The organism is Pedobacter hiemivivus (assembly GCF_004331685.1).
In the GTDB taxonomy this organism is placed as follows: domain Bacteria; phylum Bacteroidota; class Bacteroidia; order Sphingobacteriales; family Sphingobacteriaceae; genus Pedobacter; species Pedobacter hiemivivus.
In genome coordinates this window covers 400,869-422,096 of the sequence record NZ_SJSM01000003.1, presented here as the reverse complement: position 1 = coordinate 422,096, position 21,228 = coordinate 400,869, and the positions used below count along the sequence as shown (strand labels likewise).

Annotated in this window: 17 protein-coding genes; 5 read left to right on the top strand and 12 right to left on the bottom strand. The window is 40.5% G+C overall.

What is annotated here, in order from left to right; translation table 11 throughout:
• Positions 1–518: 518 nt before the first annotated feature.
• The 3 genes from EZ444_RS07910 (at position 519) to hepB (ending at position 4,743) form a co-directional block, all read left to right on the top strand.
• The gene (locus EZ444_RS07910; protein WP_131608185.1) at positions 519–1,199 is read left to right on the top strand and encodes a helix-turn-helix transcriptional regulator; all 681 of its coding nucleotides are present in this window, start codon (positions 519–521) and stop codon (positions 1,197–1,199) included.
• A gap of 154 nt (positions 1,200–1,353) precedes the next feature.
• Positions 1,354–2,124 (top strand): LuxR C-terminal-related transcriptional regulator, encoded by a 771-nt coding sequence (locus tag EZ444_RS27800; RefSeq protein WP_131608184.1) that lies wholly within the window; start codon positions 1,354–1,356, stop codon positions 2,122–2,124.
• A gap of 300 nt (positions 2,125–2,424) precedes the next feature.
• Positions 2,425–4,743, top strand: a complete 2,319-nt coding sequence (gene hepB, locus EZ444_RS07900) for a heparin/heparin-sulfate lyase HepB (RefSeq protein ID WP_131608183.1) — start codon at positions 2,425–2,427, stop codon at positions 4,741–4,743.
• A 14-nt stretch (positions 4,744–4,757) separates the two neighbouring features.
• On the opposite strand, the gene EZ444_RS07895 is transcribed toward hepB, so the two are convergent.
• Both EZ444_RS07895 and EZ444_RS07890 read right to left on the bottom strand, forming a co-directional pair.
• On the bottom strand, positions 4,758–5,558 hold the full coding sequence (locus tag EZ444_RS07895) for a GNAT family N-acetyltransferase (RefSeq protein ID WP_131608182.1): 801 nt from the start codon (positions 5,556–5,558) through the stop codon (positions 4,758–4,760).
• A gap of 39 nt (positions 5,559–5,597) precedes the next feature.
• Complete coding sequence (locus EZ444_RS07890) at positions 5,598–6,347, bottom strand: DeoR/GlpR family DNA-binding transcription regulator (protein WP_131608181.1); 750 nt, start codon at positions 6,345–6,347, stop codon at positions 5,598–5,600.
• Between the two features lie 121 nt (positions 6,348–6,468).
• Between EZ444_RS07890 and EZ444_RS07885 the strand changes: the two genes are divergently transcribed.
• Entirely contained in the window at positions 6,469–7,641 is a 1,173-nt protein-coding gene (locus EZ444_RS07885; RefSeq protein WP_131608180.1) for an MFS transporter, read from the top strand.
• A gap of 128 nt (positions 7,642–7,769) precedes the next feature.
• On the opposite strand, the gene EZ444_RS07880 is transcribed toward EZ444_RS07885, so the two are convergent.
• The 8 genes from EZ444_RS07880 to EZ444_RS07845 form a co-directional block, all read right to left on the bottom strand.
• A complete protein-coding gene (locus tag EZ444_RS07880) occupies positions 7,770–8,582 on the bottom strand; it encodes a hypothetical protein (RefSeq protein ID WP_131608179.1) in 813 nt (270 codons plus the stop codon).
• A gap of 17 nt (positions 8,583–8,599) precedes the next feature.
• Positions 8,600–11,827 (bottom strand): TonB-dependent receptor domain-containing protein, encoded by a 3,228-nt coding sequence (locus EZ444_RS07875; protein WP_165503556.1) that lies wholly within the window; start codon positions 11,825–11,827, stop codon positions 8,600–8,602.
• Between the two features lie 209 nt (positions 11,828–12,036).
• A complete protein-coding gene (locus EZ444_RS07870) occupies positions 12,037–13,080 on the bottom strand; it encodes a FecR family protein (protein WP_131608177.1) in 1,044 nt (347 codons plus the stop codon).
• 133 nt (positions 13,081–13,213) lie between these two features.
• A complete protein-coding gene (locus EZ444_RS07865; protein WP_131608176.1) occupies positions 13,214–13,810 on the bottom strand; it encodes an RNA polymerase sigma factor in 597 nt (198 codons plus the stop codon).
• Positions 13,811–13,948: 138 nt separating this feature from the next.
• Positions 13,949–15,073: a PepSY-associated TM helix domain-containing protein gene (locus EZ444_RS07860; RefSeq protein WP_165503555.1), complete on the bottom strand. Its 1,125-nt coding sequence runs from the start codon at positions 15,071–15,073 to the stop codon at positions 13,949–13,951.
• Between the two features lie 2 nt (positions 15,074–15,075).
• Positions 15,076–17,898 (bottom strand): TonB-dependent receptor, encoded by a 2,823-nt coding sequence (locus EZ444_RS07855; protein ID WP_225874666.1) that lies wholly within the window; start codon positions 17,896–17,898, stop codon positions 15,076–15,078.
• Positions 17,873–18,841, bottom strand: coding sequence for a FecR family protein (locus tag EZ444_RS07850; RefSeq protein WP_131608174.1), 969 nt, complete (start codon positions 18,839–18,841; stop codon positions 17,873–17,875). The genes EZ444_RS07855 and EZ444_RS07850 overlap by 26 nt, the downstream gene beginning before the upstream one ends.
• Before the next feature lie 108 nt (positions 18,842–18,949).
• Positions 18,950–19,450: an RNA polymerase sigma-70 factor gene (locus tag EZ444_RS07845; RefSeq protein ID WP_131608173.1), complete on the bottom strand. Its 501-nt coding sequence runs from the start codon at positions 19,448–19,450 to the stop codon at positions 18,950–18,952.
• Positions 19,451–19,650: 200 nt separating this feature from the next.
• On the opposite strand from EZ444_RS07845, the gene EZ444_RS07840 reads away from it, so the two are divergent.
• Complete coding sequence (locus EZ444_RS07840; protein WP_131608172.1) at positions 19,651–20,082, top strand: GNAT family N-acetyltransferase; 432 nt, start codon at positions 19,651–19,653, stop codon at positions 20,080–20,082.
• Positions 20,083–20,084: 2 nt separating this feature from the next.
• On the opposite strand, the gene EZ444_RS07835 is transcribed toward EZ444_RS07840, so the two are convergent.
• Both EZ444_RS07835 and EZ444_RS07830 read right to left on the bottom strand, forming a co-directional pair.
• Positions 20,085–20,540, bottom strand: coding sequence for a GNAT family N-acetyltransferase (locus EZ444_RS07835; protein ID WP_131608171.1), 456 nt, complete (start codon positions 20,538–20,540; stop codon positions 20,085–20,087).
• Between the two features lie 135 nt (positions 20,541–20,675).
• On the bottom strand, positions 20,676–21,191 hold the full coding sequence (locus tag EZ444_RS07830; protein WP_131608170.1) for a hypothetical protein: 516 nt from the start codon (positions 21,189–21,191) through the stop codon (positions 20,676–20,678).
• Positions 21,192–21,228: the final 37 nt, after the last annotated feature.

The window sequence follows — 21,228 nt, the reverse complement described above, 5'->3', positions numbered from 1 at the left end:
TTTAAAGCTTTTTTGGTAAAAAACATTTCCGGCACCCTTTATAATGTTGTCATTATAAGCAGCATCGTCAATTAGCCTATTTTCAGTTTGTTTTTCTTCCTGAGGTTTTAAATTATCCTTTTTGCATGAAATCGAGCCTATAAATAGTAAACCAAAAATGAACAAGTATGATTTCAGGTTGTTGTTGAACTTTTTCATAGTAGTCAGATAAAGTGTCATCTTTCAGCATCTAAATGCTACACAAATCTCAGTACAATAGTTCATGATATAAATACCCGATTTCTGGTATTTAAAGGTTTACGCTCCATTCTGCTTTTCTGTGTATTATTTTTCATTTCTTGCGAGTTAGTTGGTAGCAGATTTTCTGTTTAGGAAATTTGCCAAAACTCAAGGAGGGGGAAATAAGAAAAATATCCTGATTCATTACCAAATGAATCTTTTATTCGGTAAATTAGGGTGTAATCTAATAGTTAATTAGGCTTATAGATAACTATCCCATAATTTTCTATTTATCTAAAATGACAGCTGACTCAATCCAAACAAAAGTAGATAACGCTATTGCAGAGATGGCTTCTATTGCTGATCGAATGCCAGGGGTAGTAATTTTACATGACCTCAGAGATTGGTCTGTGGCCTGGATGTCGGATAGGGGCTTGCGCCAACTTAACATATCCCTGGAAGGAATTACTAATCTTACTGCCGAAGAATATTATGGCAATTATTTCAATAGTGAGGATGCTAAAGATTACGTACCTAAAATATTGGGATTGGTTGAACGAAACAACGATGAAGAATTCTGCACCTGTTTTCAACAGGTGCGGCTTTCAACTCATGCAGATTGGGTATGGCATATGGCTAGCACAAAGGTTTTTTTACGTGATGATGAGAATAACCCTTTATTGGCAATTACGCTAGCATTCCCAATTGACGCCATGCATCACATGACGGCTAAAGCTACGCGCTTGCTGGAAGAGAATGATTTTTTAAGAAAAAACCTTCAACGCTTCTCCGGTTTAAGCGAACGGGAACGTGAAGTCCTGCGGCTAATGGCTTTAGGTAAAAGTTCTGTTGATACTGCTGAAAAACTTTTCATATCACAGAATACTGTGGAAACCCATCGAAAAAACATTAGACAGAAGCTAGAAACGACTTCTTATTACGAATTATGCGAATACGCCAGGGCCTTTGATTTGATTTAATTCCATTTCCATTAAAACCACTGTTGATTTTTAGTAACTCATACAAGATTAATATTATGATAGATTAAAAAATCACCGAAAGCAGTGACAATTTGATGCATTGAACCTTTGTAAATTTGTTTATCGAATAAAACAGTTTTTAAGGTATACTGAAATGAAACAAAATGCTGAAATATTACATGGGATATGGAATAAATCAAAAGATATCATCACCAGCAGAAATATTGACTTGGATGTAAGCCCTGATCAAATTATGTCTTCTTTTTTTTGTGCTGGTCCATACTACTATTATGTAGTTGATTTTTATGACCGACAAATTAAATACATGAGCCCTTATATTGAGGATGTACTTGGCCTTGATCCTAAAACAGTTACTTTTGATGATATTATAGGCCAAATTCATCCAGACGATATATACTACGTTGCTCAGGCAGAAGAAAAAATATTGAATTACCTATATAAACATATGGGAAGGAATAAAGTAACTGAATACAAAATGAGTTATTGTTTTCGGTTTAAAATAGCTGATGGTAGTTATCAATTGTTTCAGCATCAAGCCATTCTTTTAACAACTGACGAGGAAGGTGGCTTTGCCAAATCATTGAATATCCATACAAATATTAACCATCTTACTACGGTTAATAGCCATAAAGCCACTTTAACGCATATAATTGGGAAATATGATTTTTTCCAAGTGGATGTACTCAATGAACCTGCGCTAAAATCAATGGAAAGACCTTTTAGCAAACGTGAGATGGAGGTTATCCGCTTAATTGCGGAAGGAAGGAGAAATAAAGAAATAGCAAAATTACTCTTTATATCCCTACAGACGGTGAATACCCACCGCAAAAACATCATGCGAAAATCGGGCACCAAAACTGGTTTAGAACTTATTGCGATGTGTATTAAGGAAGGGTTCATTTAGGTGAGCTTGAAGCTTAGGATCGTTCTATCCCGATAGATAGGGTATAAATACTTGATTAACTCACTGAAATATACCCTATCGGGTATCATTTAATATTTTTAAACCCCATCGACTAAAAGATGAAGAGTCTGTATGGGAAGAATTGTTTTGATATCCCAAACGCCATACTTTTAAAAATCAATAAATTCATTTCAATCTTGTTGAAAAGGCACAGTATGCCTTATTGCTGCGCAAAAATCTTCATATCTTGAAATCACCAAGGTCAGATTAAATTGATCGATCGGACAATTGAACCATAATATGAAAAAGCAGCTTTACCTGTGTGTGATTTTATTTGTTGTTGAACTTTGCGTTTTTTCAACAAAAGGTTATTCCCAAATCCAGGCCGATGTAGTTTGGAAAGATGTGGACGGCGTGTCAATGCCAGTCCCCCCAAAGGTTCATCCACGATTATATATTCGTGAACAACAAGTTCCTGATCTAAAAAACAGAATAAACGATCCCGAACTAAAAAAAGTTTGGAACGATATGGTCAAAATGCAGGAAGATTGGAAACCAGAGGAGATTCCGGCAGTCAAAGACTTTCGATTTTTTTTCAACCAGAAAGGACTTACGGTCAGAGCCGAATTAAAGGCCTTGAACTATCTGATGATCAAAAACCCAAAAGTAGGACGAGAAGCCATTACTATGATTATTGATACCCTCGAAACAGCAACCTTTAAGGAGGCTGGTGATATTTCGAGAGGAATTGGTCTGTTTATGGTAACAGGCGCCATTGTATATGACTGGTGCTACGACCAGCTGAAACCTGAAGAGAAAACGCGTTTTGTGAAAGCTTTTGTCCGGTTGGCCAAAATGCTTGAATGTGGTTACCCTCCGGTAAAAGACAAATCTATTGTAGGACATGCCTCAGAGTGGATGATTATGCGAGATCTGCTCTCCGTAGGAATTGCCATTTACGATGAGTTTCCTGAGATGTATAACCTTGCTGCTGGCCGTTTTTTCAGTGAACATCTGGTTGCCCGCAACTGGTTCTATCCTTCCCATAACTATCATCAAGGCATGTCATACCTGAATGTTAGGTTCACCAACGATCTTTTTGCCCTTTGGATATTAGACAGAATGGGAGCCGGAAATGTATTTCATCCTGGACAACAGTTTGTTCTTTATGATATGATCTACAAACGTCGCCCAGATGGACAGATTATGGCAAGTGGTGATGTAGATTACTCTAGAAAAAAGCCCAAATATTATTCCTTACCGACATTCCTTGCAGGTAGCTATTATAAAGATGAGTATTTGAATTACGAATTCCTGAAAGATCCTAAAGTTGAAGCCCATTGCAAATTATTCGAATTTTTATGGCGTGACACTAAACTAGGCAGTCGTAAACCGGATGATTTACCCTTATCCCGATACTCAGGTTCTCCTTTCGGATGGATGATTGCCCGCACTGGATGGGGTCCGGAAAGTGTGATTGCAGAGATGAAAATTAACGAATATTCCTTCCTAAACCATCAACATCAGGATGCAGGCGCATTCCAAATTTACTACAAAGGCCCACTAGCTATTGATGCCGGATCATACACTGGCTCTTCGGGTGGCTATAACAGTCCGCACAATAAAAACTTTTTTAAGCGAACGATCGCGCACAATAGTTTGTTGATTTACGACCCCAAAGAGATTTTCAACACGTCGGGATATGGCGGAGCAGACAAGACTGACTTTGCGGCTAATGATGGTGGACAACGTTTGCCGGGAAAAGGTTGGACCGCTCCACGCGACCTTAAAGAAATGTTGGCAGGCGATTTCAAAACAGGCCAAATTCTTGCCCATGGCTTTGGTCCCGAAGCTCAAACGCCTGATTATACTTACTTGAAAGGTGATATTACCGCAGCTTATTCAACCAAGGTAAAAGAAGTAAAACGTTCGTTTCTATTCTTAAACCTTAAGGATACCAAGGTTCCGGCAGCGATGATCGTTTTTGACAAAGTGGTTTCTTCCAGCCCTGATTTTAAAAAATTCTGGTTGTTACACAGTATCGAGCAACCTGAAATAAAGGGCAACCAGATTACTATAAAACGCACAAAAAATGGCGATAGCGGCATGTTGGTCAACACGGCTTTACTACCTGACCTGGCTAATTCTGACATTAAATCTGTGGGTGGCAAGGGTAAAGATTTCTGGGTGTTTGGCACCAATTACACCAATGATCCTAAGCCTGGTACCGACGAAGCATTGGAACGAGGTGCATGGCGTGTGGAAATAACACCAAAAAAGGCTGCGTCAGAAGATTACTACCTAAATGTGATGCAAATTGCTGATAACACGCAGCAAAAATTACACGAGGTGAAGCGTATTGATGGCGAAAAGGTAGTTGGCGTACAACTTGCGGATAGAGTGGTAACTTTCAGTAGGACTTCGGAAACGGTAGACCGTCCTTTTAACTTTTCGGTTGTTGGGAAGGGACCATACAAATTCGTAATTACTGATCTTTTACCCGGTACCTGGCAGGTATGGAAAGATGGAAAAGTAGTTCATCCTGCGCTTTCTGTCAGAAGTGATGATGGTACCCTTTATTTCGTCGGAACTGAAGGATCGTATCGCTTTCTGAGATAAGAGACCAAAGCCATTTATCCTACATTCCCCCCTATTCTGTTGTAAATATTTTCGAGTTTGAAGGATCTGATATTTCCTAGTCTCATATGTTTTGCAACATCATATTCCTTAAAGCCATTATTGTGCAAAAAATCTGTAGCCAACAGGTTATCTATAGGAAAAGATACTTTGTCATTAGATTTTAAATGAAGCTTTAAAAGTTCAAGGCCGGCGGCTGAATTATTTGCAACAATTAACCCATCACCAAGAGCCGGCAAATAGAACCCTTCAATTCTATGATTATTAATATACACAAATCCATTTTCAAGAGAATTTTCAAGATGCATCATTCTTTCCTCTCCCGTAGTCATTTTATCAAGGATTGAAATTTCGTCTTTGAAATCTTGATTATAAGGTATTACCTGATCTGAAATCACCAGTTCTTCATCAAATTTTACATCTTTAAAAAACAAGTATTCTGTATCAGTAACAAAACCCAGCTTTTCATATACTGGAGCACCGAGCTTAGTCGCGATTAAATAAATAGTCTCACATTTATTTTGCTTCGCAATATCAATCAGCGCTTGTGTAACACATTTTCCGATTCCATTACCTCTTTGATCAGGGTGGACTATAATGTGGCCAAGCCAAGCTACATCATTATGAATAATGGTTGCACCTAATCCAACAATTTTATCATCAATCACAATCTTAATTGGAAAGCAAAAGGATGATTGTACATAAAAACCGAAACTCGGTTTGATATCATTCCACCCTTCAGGTGTTAAATCTGATATTGAATTTAATTCCTCGTATTCTAAAGCTAGTATTTTCATTGGTTTTTGGGCTATTTAATCTCAATGATTAAATAGAAATTAGATAATCTTCAAATTCTTAAACCGTAACTCATCCAGCCTGGGATCATCACTTGGAAGTTCAGTTACTAAAACGTTAATTCCTTGTAAGCCGCAGACTACAAAAGGTTCGTTGGCACCTACTTTATTGCTATTGCTGATCACAACCACCGTTTTCGAACCTTTGAGCATTGCCTTCTTTACAGCGCCATCCTCTCTTATTGCCGAGGTTATGCCGAAATCCTTCGAGATTGCGCAGGTGCCCATAAGATAAAGATCCACAACGAACTCAGCCGCCTCATCACACGTTCTGGCACCAGTATTTGTTTGTGTATCCCGGTCATAGTTCCCGCCAAGTACAATTACTTCTATGTTCCGGAACCGCGCCAACAAAGGAACCAGAGCCATATTATTGGTGATAACCCTTAATGAGGTATTAGTTGGTAAACATTCCGCAACCGCACATATCGTGGTTCCACCATCCATGAACACACTCATACCAGCCTTAAGTAATGGCTGAACCTTCATCCCGATTACCTCTTTTTCCGTAGACAGAAAATCAGTGCGGTCTTGAAAGGAAAGGGGATTTTTGTCACGCGATATCGCTCCGCCTCTCACTTTTGACAACAGACCATTTTCGTGTAGGTAGTCAATATCCCTGCGGATGGTATCCTCAGAAACTGACAGGTCTCTAGACATTTCGCTATAGGTGATCGTACCTGTAGTCTTTAAACTAGCGATTATATGCTCAAACCTTTTTTCTCTGATCATTTACCAACAAATGTAATTCTTTCAGTCCATTGCATAAAATCCTCCTATCATTAAAGCAATTTCTAATTCACACCAGATACAGTTATTTGCAAATTTGCAATATATTGCATTAATTTGCATAATGGATGATAACCAGATCACAACAAAAGCCAAAAAAGCGACACAATATATATTCCTGGTATGCGGGTTTGCCCTCTCCAGCTGGGCACCCATGGTGCCCTTCGTAAAAGAAAGGCTCCACTTAAATGATGCTAATCTTGGGCTACTGCTGCTGCTTTTAGGGGCTGGGGCGATTTCAATGATGCCACTGAGTGGATATCTTTCTAAGCTTTATGGTACAAGGGTCGTCATATTGATTTCGGGACTGGTCGCTGCTATCTTCCTTTCCATATTGTTATTGATGCCAAATCCATGGATGATGGGGGCGGCACTCTTTGTTTTTGGAGCGGGGATCGGTGTCATTGATGTAGCGATGAATTCCCATGGTATCCATGTTCAGAACCAGTATCGTCGCCCCATCATGTCATCCCTTCATGGTCTTTTTAGTGTAGGTGGCCTGTGTGGCGCTCTGGGACTGGGATTATTGATGCGTGCAGGACTCAATCCATTAACTGCCGCAATTTCAATTTCGATACTACTTATAATCATCCTGCTATGGAAATATCAGTTTCTGTTCTCCAAAGAGCAAGAAGGTGATATGCAGGAAAATAATATACACCCAGAAAATAAAATAAAACCCAGATCGGGATGGCTCAGTTCCAGCGTAATTTTTCTTGGCGCAGCATGTTTTGCCGTATTTCTGTCCGAAGGAGCCATGTTGGATTGGAGTGCGCTTTTTTTAAAGGAGAGTAGAGGAATAGATGCAGAGCTTGCGGGAGTTGGGTATGCGACCTTTTCTATTGCAATGGCAATCATGCGGCTCTTAGGGGATCGCATAGTTGAGCGATTTAGTGGAAAAACAGTGGTGGTTGGTGGTGGCCTCATCGCTGCCATAGGAATCTTTATTGCTGTTGCAACGCCATGGATTCCGACTACCCTTCTTGGCTTTGCGCTCCTGGGAGTAGGTGCAGCAAACATAGTACCGGTATTCTTTAGCGAGGGCGGCAGACTTAAAGGAATACCCGCTTCAACCGCTATTCCAGCGATTAGCACCATGGGCTACGCAGGTCAGCTTGCAGGGCCTGCACTTCTCGGATTTATCGCCTACCACTTTTCCTTAACTGCTGCACTGACCTTTACTGGGGCATTGCTTTTAAGTGTCGCTTTAACTTATGCATTCAGGAAAGCTAATTGAAATCTATGGGTGATGAACTTCAAAGTCTAAACGAGGAATTGAAAAAAATAAACTAAGAGGTTAAAAAGTATTATTAATTTTAAAAAAGGGAGCCTTTTTAGGGCTCCCTTTGAATATCAAAGCAAAATTCAATTTACTTCAAATAACTTATTTACCGATACATCATAATATGAGCCATTTCTGAGAATATAAGTAGCGTTGGCAGCAGGTCTCAGAACATCTGCAAAATAAACTGTGTAAACGTTTTTTGGATTTGTGGAAGTGGTAAGAGCGGCAAATCCTTGAAATAAAGTTCCACTACTATTTAACAATGGCTGCTTCGTATCGTGATCTAAAAATGAAAATTTGTATTGATTTTGAATTAGCCCACTCCTAAAAGGTTTTTTTACTAGATAATAACTTGCGGTGTCCAGACTTGATCCAATGGCTATGAGCGTATCAATGGGCAAAAATGTTACTACATTGATATAATTACATTTAACAATGACATCTATTTTAGGATATGGCATACCTGAGGGAGAGGTAATTGTCTGCTTACTAAGGTTGGCAAATTTTACTTTAAAAAACCCAGCTGGAGCTGCAGGCTCATTGACCTGGGTATTTTTTATCAATTGAGGTGCAACTGCGCTGTCTGGTTGAAAAAGATACAAGGTGTCTTTTAAATTGTATTCCAGATTAAATTCTTTCTCTAATAGTACAGCACCTGTATTTTTGTTGTAAAAGGTGAATTTACCCGGACCACTCAAAAATATGCCCTTGTACAACTCAATAGGGATATCATTCAGTTTAGTCCCTATTTTATTTCCTAAAATACTGTTATTGATAAATACCGGAATACCTGCATAGCTCGCTGTTTCCTTTAAATAAGCTTCCTGCTTTTTACAAGAAGTAAAGCCGACCATGATTAAACAGGTGATGATAATATTTAATAGTGTTTTCATATCTGAATATTTATTCGTTAAAATTTATAGCTAAAAGTGATACTAGCCGTTCTGCCGTTCTTTACCCTGTAAGTCTTCCGATCGCCATCGGCTGCATTGTATTTCTCTGCGCCTTTAAGCCTGCTATATCCGCTGGTGCCAGGCTCAAGTACATATCCACTCGGATTTGTATAAAAAAAAGTTTCGGCATCCAAGAGGTTACTGATGTTCAGTTTTATTTCTGCTTTTTGTTTTAGCAGACGGGTACTCAGCTGCAAATCAACCATATTCCTCCCATTTTCATACTCTACCTGTCCCGGGTGAACGTCGACCACGTAAGAGCGGTAATCAGAACGGTTGTAACTGATGTTTGCGCCAAAGATTTGGGAGTCATAACTTAGTCCCGCGTTGATGATCCATGGCGATTGACCATATAACGGGCGTTTTACGCCAGGCACTTCTGTTTCAACAAGTTCATAAGAAGTCCCACCATCATGGGCAACTACGGTATAATTAAGCGCCTCTACTTTCGATTGCATCCAGGTTCCATTTCCGAATATCGTAATGTTACGTAGCCATTGCTTATCTGCTATAAAGCCTAGTCTTTTCCGGAACTCTACCTCAAATCCTTTATTGACGGCCTTTTTTTGGTTCTGAAACCTTAGGTAGCGTATTTTCCCCGATCCTCCAGTCACGTTCTGCGCCACCAGCTCCAGTGGCTTGTCAAAATCCTTGTAGAATCCAGATACTGAAATGATCTCTCCTGCAGCAGGATACCATTCATAGCGCAAATCATAGTTCTTTATTTTTGTGCTTACGACGTTCCAGCCACTGATCCATGATTCCAGGTAAGGGTCAAACAACTCAAAGTAAGAGGTTTCCCTAAAATCCGGTCGTATCATAGTGGTCGAATAAGCGGCCCTGAAATTCATTTGATCAGTCAAGCTATAGGTGGCATTCACTGAAGGCAGAAAACGCCAGTTCTTTTCACCGGTCACAAAAGGGTCGACTTTTGAATCGGCTAAACTACTAAACGGATCACGTAAAAACTGTTCCTGTGCGTTTGCCAGGTTAAAATTCTCTGCTCTGATGCCATAAACCAGCCTTAATTTCTTAAAGAAGCGCTGATCAAGCATCAAATAGGCGGAGTGGTATTTAGACGAACCTGTATACTGCGTTCCGTTCCTGCCCGCATCGGCATAATAAAATGCAGAATCTCCACTGAGCCCCATACGTTCTGGTGCCATCAGGTCTTCATACCTTCCAATTAGCGGACGCCCTAAAACCTGTTCCTGCTTAATGATCTGTACCATGGTCGAGTTTAAGGCACGTTCCTTATACCAGCCTGCATAACCCGCCTTCAGTACACTTTTATCATTTAAAAAATTAAAAGGCTGGCTCAGGCTGGCCGACCAGTTGTAATCTGTCTCCTTTAATCTGGTAGAAAGGCGGTAATCATATGACCCTGATGCATCACTAAAGCCGTTGGTCTGTGGTTTGTCGTAATAATCAACACCGTTAACATCGGTGATTATCCCATAACGCAACCTGCGCATATCCTTTATATCTTGGCTGATTGTAGTCCTCGCAACACTCCAGTTAAACTTGGTTCCTTTGCTACCGATCAGATTTTCACCTTCCAGCTTGTTCTGAAATACGGTCGTATATTCCGGAACGGCCAGCAGCTCCTTAAAGCGGAACTCATTATCCTGTTCATACCGGGAGGCATCCTGCATGGTTTCATTAAACACATGCGAATAGTAGTTTTTCGAGGCGATCTTGAACTTCTCTCCCTGTAGCCCGGCATTGAATACACCACCAAGTGTAGTATTGAATTTGTGTAGGTTCCCCTCTCCCCGTATGGATGCAGTATCTATTGGTTGGGCACCTCCCAGATTGGCAAATCCTGAATTCCTGATGGTTTGGTAGGGATTGGTTTCCTGCGTATTCCGGTAGGTTAATCCCCCAGAAAATCCAATTTTTAAATCCTTTTTTAGCTGATAGATACGGCCCAGTGAGAAACGATAGTTTTGATTTGGAATGGCCTTGCTGACATTTGCCTTCAATTGTTCGCTGTTGAAACGTTTGCTCTGTTCCATTGCATAAGAAGGAACGGGTTCATTCCGCTGTGTCCATGATTGAAGATCCATTGGTGTATTCCTTCTGCCGTTGTCAAAACCCAAATAATCAGAAGTTGTCCGGCCCCCAAGGTTGACAAAATCTTTGCCTGTAGTGCGGCTATTGTATCCTGTACCTAATGCAATAGACGTAAAATTTTCCTCGGGTATATCCAAAGTATTGATCAGGATCTGTCCACCGGAAAACTCGGCAGAAAGATCAGCACTTGCAGTTTTATTCACCACCACATTGCTCACCAGTTCCTGCGGCACTACATCGAAAGAGAAGTTTCGGCGGTTCATATCAGTACTCGGGATAATTACTCCATCTAGCATCGCCTGATTGTAACGCTCCGTCATTCCACGTACCACTACATAACGGGTATCAATTGTGGTTACGCCGCTAATGCGTTTTAGTACCTGCCCCAGGTTGTTATCTGGTGTTTTAGCAATCTGCTCAGCAGAAATTCCATCGGTAATGGAAGCATTATTCTTCTGTTGAACGTAGAGGCCATTGACAGATTCCTTTTTGAAGGATGATTTTACCACCACTTCTTTCAAAGAACTTGATGCGACTTTAAGCAGTACATCCAGTTTCGTAAGTCCGCCTATTTTCACCGCCACATCTGAGATGCGTTTGGTCTGAAAAGAGATATAGCTGACTTCAATGGTATAATTTCCAGATGCAACATTGAACTGGTAAGTACCATCAACACTGCTCTGTACCGTCTGGCCTGTTTCTATTAATTTAACAGAAGCTCCAGGCAGGGGCTCTCCCTTTTCGTCAACGATCTTACCAGAGATCCGGCCGGGCCGCTGAGGAATGGGTTTTGCATCAATGATAATATAATCGCGTTCTAAACGATAAGTGAGGTTGGTTCTTTCTAAAATATTCTTTATGGCTTCACGTACTGAAATCTGACGGGCATCTAGGGTTATTTTTTTAGTCTCTTTGGCCAGCAGCTGGTCTGCAAATGAAATTTGTACTCCACTCTTTTTTTGAAGGGTAAGTAAACTCTGTTGTAAGCTGCTCTGCTGAAATTTCAGGTCAACCTTTACCTGATCGATGTTTTGTCCGTTCGCAGTTGCGGCCCATATCACGCCCGTGAAGGTAAGTTGTGCCATCAGCACGATTAATGAACACTTCATGATAAAATTTATTGTAGGGGACTTTTGTTCTCCTTTTTGCATACTTTTGAATGTTTGCTGTGTTTTTTAATTAAAATCTGTAAACTGCCCGCAGGGCCTTGCCATGCGGGAATAGTGCTTTGCAGGTCTTCGGACGTCGAAATCTCGGACTTGCGCTGCATTGCTAAACGGGGGTGGCCTCTAAGGTTACCCTCTTTTTTGTTTGGTAGCTATCTGTTCATATTTCTATTTATTTGTTTATGGGTAATGGTAATCTTATTTCCGGCCACCTTATATTTGAGATGCGCTGTACTACAGATAATATCAAGGGAATGCTGAATAGGAACAGCGGCCTTTACGATCAGGGAAAGTCTGGTCCTTGCCATCTTTTCGTCGGCAAAGCTGATCTCTACGTTGTACCATCTTTCCAGCGTTTCTACTATCTCTGCTAGTGAAGCATTGGCAAAGGTTACTTTGCCTTTAGTCCATTCCCTAATTTCATCTATGTCTACAAGGTCAAGCTTTGTCTCGTTGGTATCCGCATTCCAGCTCACCTGCTGTCCAGGCGTTAAGATGGCTAATGGTTTGTCTGTTGTGCCCTCACTATTGAGTTTGGCTACCTGAACCTTACCAGTCGCGACCGATACCATGACCTGTTTAAATGCATTTATCTTAAAAGAGGTACCCAGAACCTTGGTTTGGACGACACCTGTCAGAACGGTAAATGGATGTCTCTTATCAGGTTTTACATCAAAAAAAGCTTCACCTTTGAGGATTACCTCACGATATTTTGAACCGAATTTTTTGGGATAACGGATACTGCTCAATGCACCTAAATGTACAACAGAACTGTCGGGCAGGGTAATTACAGAACGCTGCCCACTCGGATTGACTTGTTCCATCATCACAACCTGCTGATGTTCCACTACGGATGTCTTCTGATTGACACTGAAATACCAGAACCCCGCAGCGAATAGGATCAAACAAGCGGCAGCATAGCCCATCCATTGACTGTATCTAAAAAACCTGCCTGATTGTTTATGCGTATAGTTTTCCCGAAAATGCTGGTTCCAGCTAATGTTTTCACTTTCTGTATAGGATACATGATCAAATGCTTCGAAATCTTCTTTCAGCAGCTCTTCCAATGCCTGTTGCCATTCTGGCTGAAATAGGAATGCCTCTACCCGCTGCTTTTCCTGAACAGTACATTCCCTGCGTATATACTTTGCCAATAACTCCCGATCAATAGATACCTTCATATGGTGGTCTTTCATAATGTTCTCTACTAGTTAATTCGTAAAAAATGGAAGAGTTCCCCATATGAAAGATTACTTTTTTTAAAAAAACACAAACAACCATCTGATTATCAGCTATTTTTTTTCAAATAAAACACGAAATAAATTGAGACTATAGAAAAAGGCAGTAGATATAGATAAGACTGATAACCCCAATGGTAAGGAATTTGGAAACGTGTTTTCTAATTGACGTCATGGCATCAGATAGATGCCTATCAACCGTTTTGGTAGACAGCTCCAGTTCTCCGGCAATTTCACTATAGCTCATTTCTCTTTCGCTACGCATTTCAAACACCAGTTTTTGCCGGGGGCTTAAGTTATCCAGTCCAACCCGATACAAGGTTTGCAATTGGCTGGTGAGTAATCTGCTATCTGCATTTTCCGTACTCTGTGGTTCTACGGTCAGTAATGAGATATCCGTCGTTTCCAGCTTTCTTTTTCGGTAATGGTCGATAAGGGAAACCTGAAGGATACGGAACAATAAAGGTGCAAGTGAGACAGCATCGTGGTGCAGTTTACTTTTCTGCTGCCAAACTTTAAGCATGGTATCCATTACCAGTTCTTCTGCAAGCCCAGTATCATTGGTATGTCTCAGGGCAAACTGGTGAAGTTTGGCAAAATGCAAGCTAAAAAGCGCATCAAATGATTTTTCATCCCCATTTCTCCAACGGGCAATCAATTCATATTCGTCCTTCAGCTTTGCAGACATTTCAACCAATCTTTAATTGCCCAAAACTACATAACCAGCGGATAACGGTATATTAAATATGCATTAACTAATTATTAAAAGAGCATCCATCATGCCTCTACAATTTACACCATAAAAAAGACGCTGCCAGCTATTAACTCATGGCAGAATTTTATTTACACCCTTTAGCTGCTTCCCTCGTCTCCACCAGATCAAAAAACCAGTAACAGGCAAGCCAGCGGCAATCAGCCCAGCCAAAAACGTCAGTAATTTCCCGCCAAGCCCCAATACACTACCCGTATGCAGGTCATAATTCATGGCGATCACCTTAGCTCCCAAAGAAAGTTGCCCAAAAGCATCTCCTTTTTGCAACAACTTTCCACTGTACCGATCAAATTTATATTGTACCCGATCATACAAACGCATTTCACTCTGGTAAGCTGATACATTCACCGTTCCACTGTTGGCAGAAGGGAAATTATACAGGAAATAAGCAGTTCTGGGCGAAGCCTTTAAGGCCTGGCCAAGAATCAGGTCGTTTGGCATGATCTCCGATACCTGTGTAGTATCAGACAATACCTTCGCCTTATTTTCAGTGGTCAGTTCAAAAGACCACATCAGGCCTGTCAGCGCAATCACCATCAATGCCAGAAAACTATAAAAACCCAGGACATTATGCAGGTCGTAATTCAGTCTTTTAAATTTTGCGTTCCATTTTACCTTGAAACTTTTCTTCAATTGTTTAGGCTTCCAGTTCTTGGGCCACCATAACACGATCCCTGAAATCAACAAAATCACGAAACAAACCACCGACCAGCGCACAACGAAGTGTCCAACATTGTTCCCTAGCAGCAAATTCATGTGCAAAGCCAAAACCACAGTAAAAAATTCCCTTTTGGCATCCTCCTTAAATACCACTTGCCCAGTATAAGGATTCAGGTAAACCTTATCATAATACTGATAATAATTCCAATAGCCAAAAGCCTTCCTGTTTAGCTTCATTGCCCTGAACATGTACGTTCTTCCTGGTGATTGAGAAAGTTCCGCCCTCGATATCTTCCGATCTTTGCCTATCGCTTCTTCTGCGATTAATTTTAACTGGCTCAAAGGCAAACGTACTGCCCCGTCAGGCACGCTTACCTGCAGCCGATCCTTATAAATCAGCTCTTTTATTTCATCTGAAAACGCATAAATCGCCCCTGTAATTCCCAAAATAAACACCACTAGCCCGGAAGCGAGTCCGAGCCAGAGGTGAATTTGTCCTATGATCTTTTTAACCTTCAAAATTAAAACTTAATGGTAACACCAGCAGCCAAAGTTCTAGGCATTTGCACGCTTAATACTCCTTGTCCGGTAAAATACAATTCATCTGTTATATTTTCTACCTTTAAACTCAACCGGTAACGTTTGGTATCATAAAAAGCAGTAGAAGTTAGTAGCACATAAGAAGGTAAAGTAAACACACCGGTCACTGCTGAATTAGAGGTTAAATGTTTTCCAACATAATTACAAGCCAATCCCAGGCCAAGGCCTTTGAGCTCACCCGCAGGCAAACGATAACTCACGTAACTATTGAACAGATCTTTAGGACCTGCAGAAGCTGGTCTTCTTCCTTCCAGTGCAGGAGTAGACTTAACGAGTTTGCTGTCATTATAACTATATCCAGCAATGATATTCAAACCTTCCAGAGGGCTGGTGATCAATTCTACCTCAACACCTTTACTTTTTTGCGTGCCATTTTGCACCGTCACATTATAATTAACACCATCTACCACCAAATCTTCATTACGTGTCAAATTATCCACTTTGATGTCATATACACTTGCCGTAAAGCTTAGCTTACCATCCAACAAATCCATTTTGACACCTCCCTCAAATTGATTGGCATGCTGGGGTTTAAACGTACCTGAAATGGTAGAAACTGGTTGTGTAATTGGTGCCACATTCATAAAGCCATTCATATAATTACCAAAAATTGATAAGCGATCTTTTAAAACCTGGTAAACAAGGCCAAACTTAGGTGATACAGCAGTTTGCATATAAGTACTATTTGGGACCAATACATTCGTTGCCTGATTACGCGTACCGCGATTCTGAAAACGATCTACACGCAAACTCAGCATTGCAATTAAGCGGTCACTCACATTCAGCACATCAGAGGCGTAGACACTATAGATATTACTTTTAGTATTATTTTTGGTTGGTGCAGCGGTACTTGCAGCCAATCTGGCTTCTACAGCCGATCGCGATAATTTTACATAATTTGCATCCGGTACCAAGCCGCTAGTATTGTCAAACACGATGTAAGGTGAGTTGTCATTGTTTATCGTTTGGTTCAGGTAATCCAGACCGGCAACCAGCCTATTACGTAGGCCTAAAATTTTGAAATCTCCGATAAAATTCTGTTGTAAATCGCTCGCAGTATTCACTGAATTCTGCAGAGATATGTTACGCTCCAGCATTTCATCCGAAGTCGCCCCGCGAACAAATTCATACTGATAAAAACCATCCGATTTACGACTATTGTTCGAATAAATGGTTTGTGAAGTCCATTGATCAGAAAGCTTATAGGTAATTTGTCCTCTGATATTTATCGTAGGGTTTTTCATGGTCAGATCATTACTGTTATAAGAGCGCTTCCAGTCATAATTCAGTTCCTTTGGCGTGGTGGCGATAAATGGACGCACCCGGTTCAAAAAGATCGACGAAGAACTGGTTCCTTCCGATTGATAAAAGCTAGCACTTAAACTCAGATTCAGACGTTCACTAGCCCTATATTCAACTGCTGGCGCTAAAAAAGTTGATTTTCTGAAACCAGCATCCTGAAAACTATTTTGGTTTTGATAAGCTGCATTCATCCTGAAAAGCAACTTTTTATCTTTATTTACCGGTCCGTAAACATCTGCCGAAATTCGATTTAAACCATAACTACCGGTGGTATAAGCCAATTCACCACCAAGGGTATCGACAGGCTTTTTGGTGACAATATTGATCAAACCACCGAAAGAGATTACCGCTCCCCCAAATAATGTTCCTGAGGGGCCTTTAATCAATTCCACTCTTTCTATATTGGCAGGATCGACCTCCCCATTCGTTTGTCCAGGAACGCCATCTATCAAAGAAGCCTCAGTTCGGAATCCTCGCATCACATAATAAGAAGCGCCATCACTGTTAATTCCGCGACTCCCCTGAATTTTATATACACCAGGGCTGTTTTTTAATGCCGTACTGAAATCGGTAATCATCAATTCACTGAGCAAAGCCTTTGGAATAGTGGTATACACCTGAGGGTTTTCCAGGTTACCCAGTGGCATCTTAGCTGAAGTAGTCGTTTTCTTTACAGAGAACTTATTGGTAGTTCCGCCATTGACCACCACCTCTTCTAACTGCTGGTTATTTTCGCTCAATACAAAATTTACATTCAGCGTTTCATTTGCCAAGATCTGAACCTCTTTTTGCTGTGCATTTAATCCTACAAAAGTGGCAATCAGGGTATAAGTTCCAGCTTCTATATCTTTTAATACATAATTACCTTTGGCATCAACCTGGGCACTTTTTACACCTTTAATGCCTACAGTAACAAACTCAGCGGCTTTTCCATCCCTTGTTTTCACTGTACCTCTAATCCTGCCCTTCCCACTGGAAGTCTGGATGGTTAGCTGCGTACCATTTACACTGATTCCTTTAAGCTGGCTGCCCAACAAATCTGATAGTGCATCCTTTAGCGACTTCTGTTTGAAGTCTACGCTTACTCTTTTTTGTACATTTAGCTGTGTACTGCTGTAGGAAAAGCGTACACCAGTCGCCTCTGCAATGGCATTCAAAGCATCAGCAAGGCTTACATTGCTCAGTTGCAGTGTCACTGGTTTTTCCAGTACCGTATTTTGCTGGCCATAACTGTTGTAGGGCAGATATAGGATACTGCAGATTAAAAGCAGAAATTTTACGAATTGTTTCTTTTGGGTACATCCTTTGTACATACTTTTGTTTGTTGTTAAATTAATGATGAATTGATTTTTCAATAGCCCGGTATGAAGTTTGGCGACCGAAACCGGGTTTATTTTTAGAATTGGATTGGAGTGATCAATAGAGAATAAATGTCTGGCCATGCTGCTTATAATTGAACTTTACTGCGAAGCCCATACTTTCCAACACCACGCTTAGCGCCGGGTTGTTAAAACTACCTGTATAGCGCTCCTTGCGCAGTGCTTGCCTGTTAATCGCAATTTTCACATTATACCAGCGCTCAAGTACCTGTGCCACCTCTTGCATTGTTACATTGTCAAAAAGCAACTCGTTATTTCTCCAGGCTGTATATTTACCTGCATGCACCTCCTCGGTTTTCATAGATAAAACTCCTGATCTGCCTATTTCAAACACACCGCGTTTATTGGCGGTCAGGATTTGATGCTGTTTACCCGAATCCCCACTAAACTGAACTTTGCCTTCTTCGACGACTACTGATGTCGCTGTTTCAGCTACCAGGGCCCTTAAGTTAAACCTGGTCCCCAACACTTGAACTTTGGTTTTTGCGGTATGGATCACAAAAGGTTTTGACCGATCTTTAGCTACATTGAAATAAGCTTCCCCGCTAAATTCCAGCTCCCTGAGATTGCCTTTAAAACTTACAGGAAACCTCAAGATGCTTTCTGCATTCATCCAGACGATTGTCCCATCAGGCAACGATACGCTTAGTTTCTGCCCTTTAAGTGTCTTTACTTCTTTATAAGCCAGCGTACGATTAGGATTCTCGCTTTTAAGTTTTGTATTTAGGTAAAAAAGAGTTACCAGTACCAGCATAAGGCAAGCTGCAAGCTGCAAGATTATCCGGTAATTGAATTTAAAGCCCCTTCTTTGTTCCTGTACTTCAGGAATGTGGTAACGACTTGAAATTTTCTTCCAGCCTTTATCTTCTATAGCGTTTAAATCTATATTTTCTGGAAAGCTCATTTCCACCTCATCCGACTCCAGCCATTGTTGAACAATATCTTGTTCATCCGGACTGCATTGCCCCTGGTGGTAACGTTCAATAAGTTCCTTTGTAATCTGCATACATCCCAGGCACCACTGATGTGCCCATATACCTTAAGCCGGATAAATCGGCATTTCTCCTAGGCGGATTTGTAAAAAAAAATATTTGCGCTTTACATTATTTGACAACTACCTGAATTCCTTCAGATTATTTCTTAAAAAACTCATTGCCTTATAAAGGTGATATTCCACTGTTTTCTCTGAGATCAACAAGGCAGTAGCAATTGATTTATTGTTCATCCCCTGCTCCTGGCTTAAGCGATACACTTCCCGGCAACGGCATGGCAGCTCATCCACCAATACGTCCAGACTTCCTTTCAGTGCGTTGAAAAACACCTGTTCTTCTGTACAATTTCTGCTGCCACATAGATTTTGTAGCGCACAATTGATGTGCAGCCTGTGACTGTTACTGGTACGCAGATATTCAAAAGCTTCTAGTTTGGCTGCCCGATTTAAATACTGCTCAATGCTTGTTTTAATGATGAGCTTCTCCCGGCGCTCCCAGAGTGAGGCAAATAGATCCTGACTGATTTCTTCAGCAATTTCTTCATCATGTGTATAATGAAAAATTATGCCAAATACACTTTTCCAACAATTCCGGTAGATATGCGCAAAGCCTTGCTCGTCCATTTGGTGAACAGCAAACCGAGGGTGTCGGTCTTGATTTGAAGGAGATCCAGGCACAATGATTAAATTTGCCCAAAGCTAAGTATTTAATTGGAATGAATCTAAATAATGGAGTGGTTTTATTTACTCCGAGTATTCATCTCCGTTAGGAGTTATTTTTTAACTTCGGGGCATAAACAAAATTGCAAATTAAGCTCCATTAAATGAACGCCAATCAATTACATATCAGAAGAGCTGAGCTGGAAGATGCCAACAAAATTTTTGACCTCTACAAAACCGTAAGTAAGATACTTGGAGGCCTTGCCCGGACTGAGACAGAGATCACAAAGGGCTATCAACTAGAACCTGCGGTTTTTAGACATGTTTTAAGCGAACTTACAATTGCAGTAGACCCCGACTATCAAGGTAAAGGTCTGGGGAAAAAGCTTTTTCAGACGTTGCTAGCTGATGTTCAATCCAATAGGAGTGAAATTTTAAGGGTTGAACTGATTGCCAGAGAAACAAATTCAAGAGCTATTCAATTATATGAAAAACTTGGTTTTAAAATTGAAGGGAGATTTGAAAAAAGGATTAGCAATAACAGTATATCATTTGAGGCAGATATTCCAATGGCTTGGTTCCCAAATGCAATTTAGCATTAAATAGAACTAGGCGCAGAGATGTTCATCCATATCTCTTTCGTCATTTCAAATTTAATCTCTTTCTGCCCGTTGTTTCCATTTTCTACCCAACCAGATTTCCGGTAAAATTCCGCAGCCCTTGTTTTAGGACTGGTTCCTAACCAAACATTGTCTTTCTCATTAGAAAAATACCAGTTCAGCATTAAATCCTGCAATTGTCTTCCAATACCCTTTCCTTCAAACTCCGGCAATAGAAACAACGCCCAGATATTTTCTTCCTTTAAATCAGCGATAGAGAATCCAACGATTTGTCCATCAATTTCGCACACCCAGCCCTTCCCTCTTACAGTTAAAAATTCTACATAATCATTGTACATAATCAAATCAGGATTTGACAATGCATTTTCAGTTACAGCATTTCTAACCAAATGAATTGGCGCTATATCTTCAACTGTAGCTTCTCTAAAGTTCATAGTTTAATAAAATTGGGACAAAATAAATATCCATTTTCTCGATTGCAGCAAACTAGCAAAATAAAAATTAATTGAAAAAGGCTCCCGAAGGGAGCCTTTAGCTTTATATGCAATCAAAAAACTTATTTGTTATGATTAATGCTTTCCTTTTCCATTACCCTTTCCGCCTCCATGCCCTTTCGCCTTGCCTCCATCATTCTTTCTTGAATCTATTTTTTTCGCTTGTCCGGGAGGAATCCCATGAGGATGACCTTTAACTACATAATAGCGTGGGTCGTCACTATATTTGATCACCTTTTGCCCTTTTACTTTTTTATATTTTGCATAGCGAACCCTATCATTATCAAAATTATGATAAGCGTCTCTCGAATTGATCACGACCTTATAACCATTATATAAATCATATCCGCTATATCTGGTAGGCAGTGAAGCTGAAAAGTTCCATCTACCATTATCCAAATAGATAAACTGTTTTTTAGGTACATAATAATAACTCTCAACATCTGGGAGATAGTAGTAATCTGCATGATCGTAACCGACAGGTCCCCATAAGGGCTGTGATCCGATATTTACGTTTATACTCACTTGCGCAGAAGCCCGGAACGAAACAAAGCCAATTGCAATAAGAAGAGTTAGAAATATTTTTTTCATAGTTGACTATTTTAGTAAGCAGTTGATGAAGTTACGC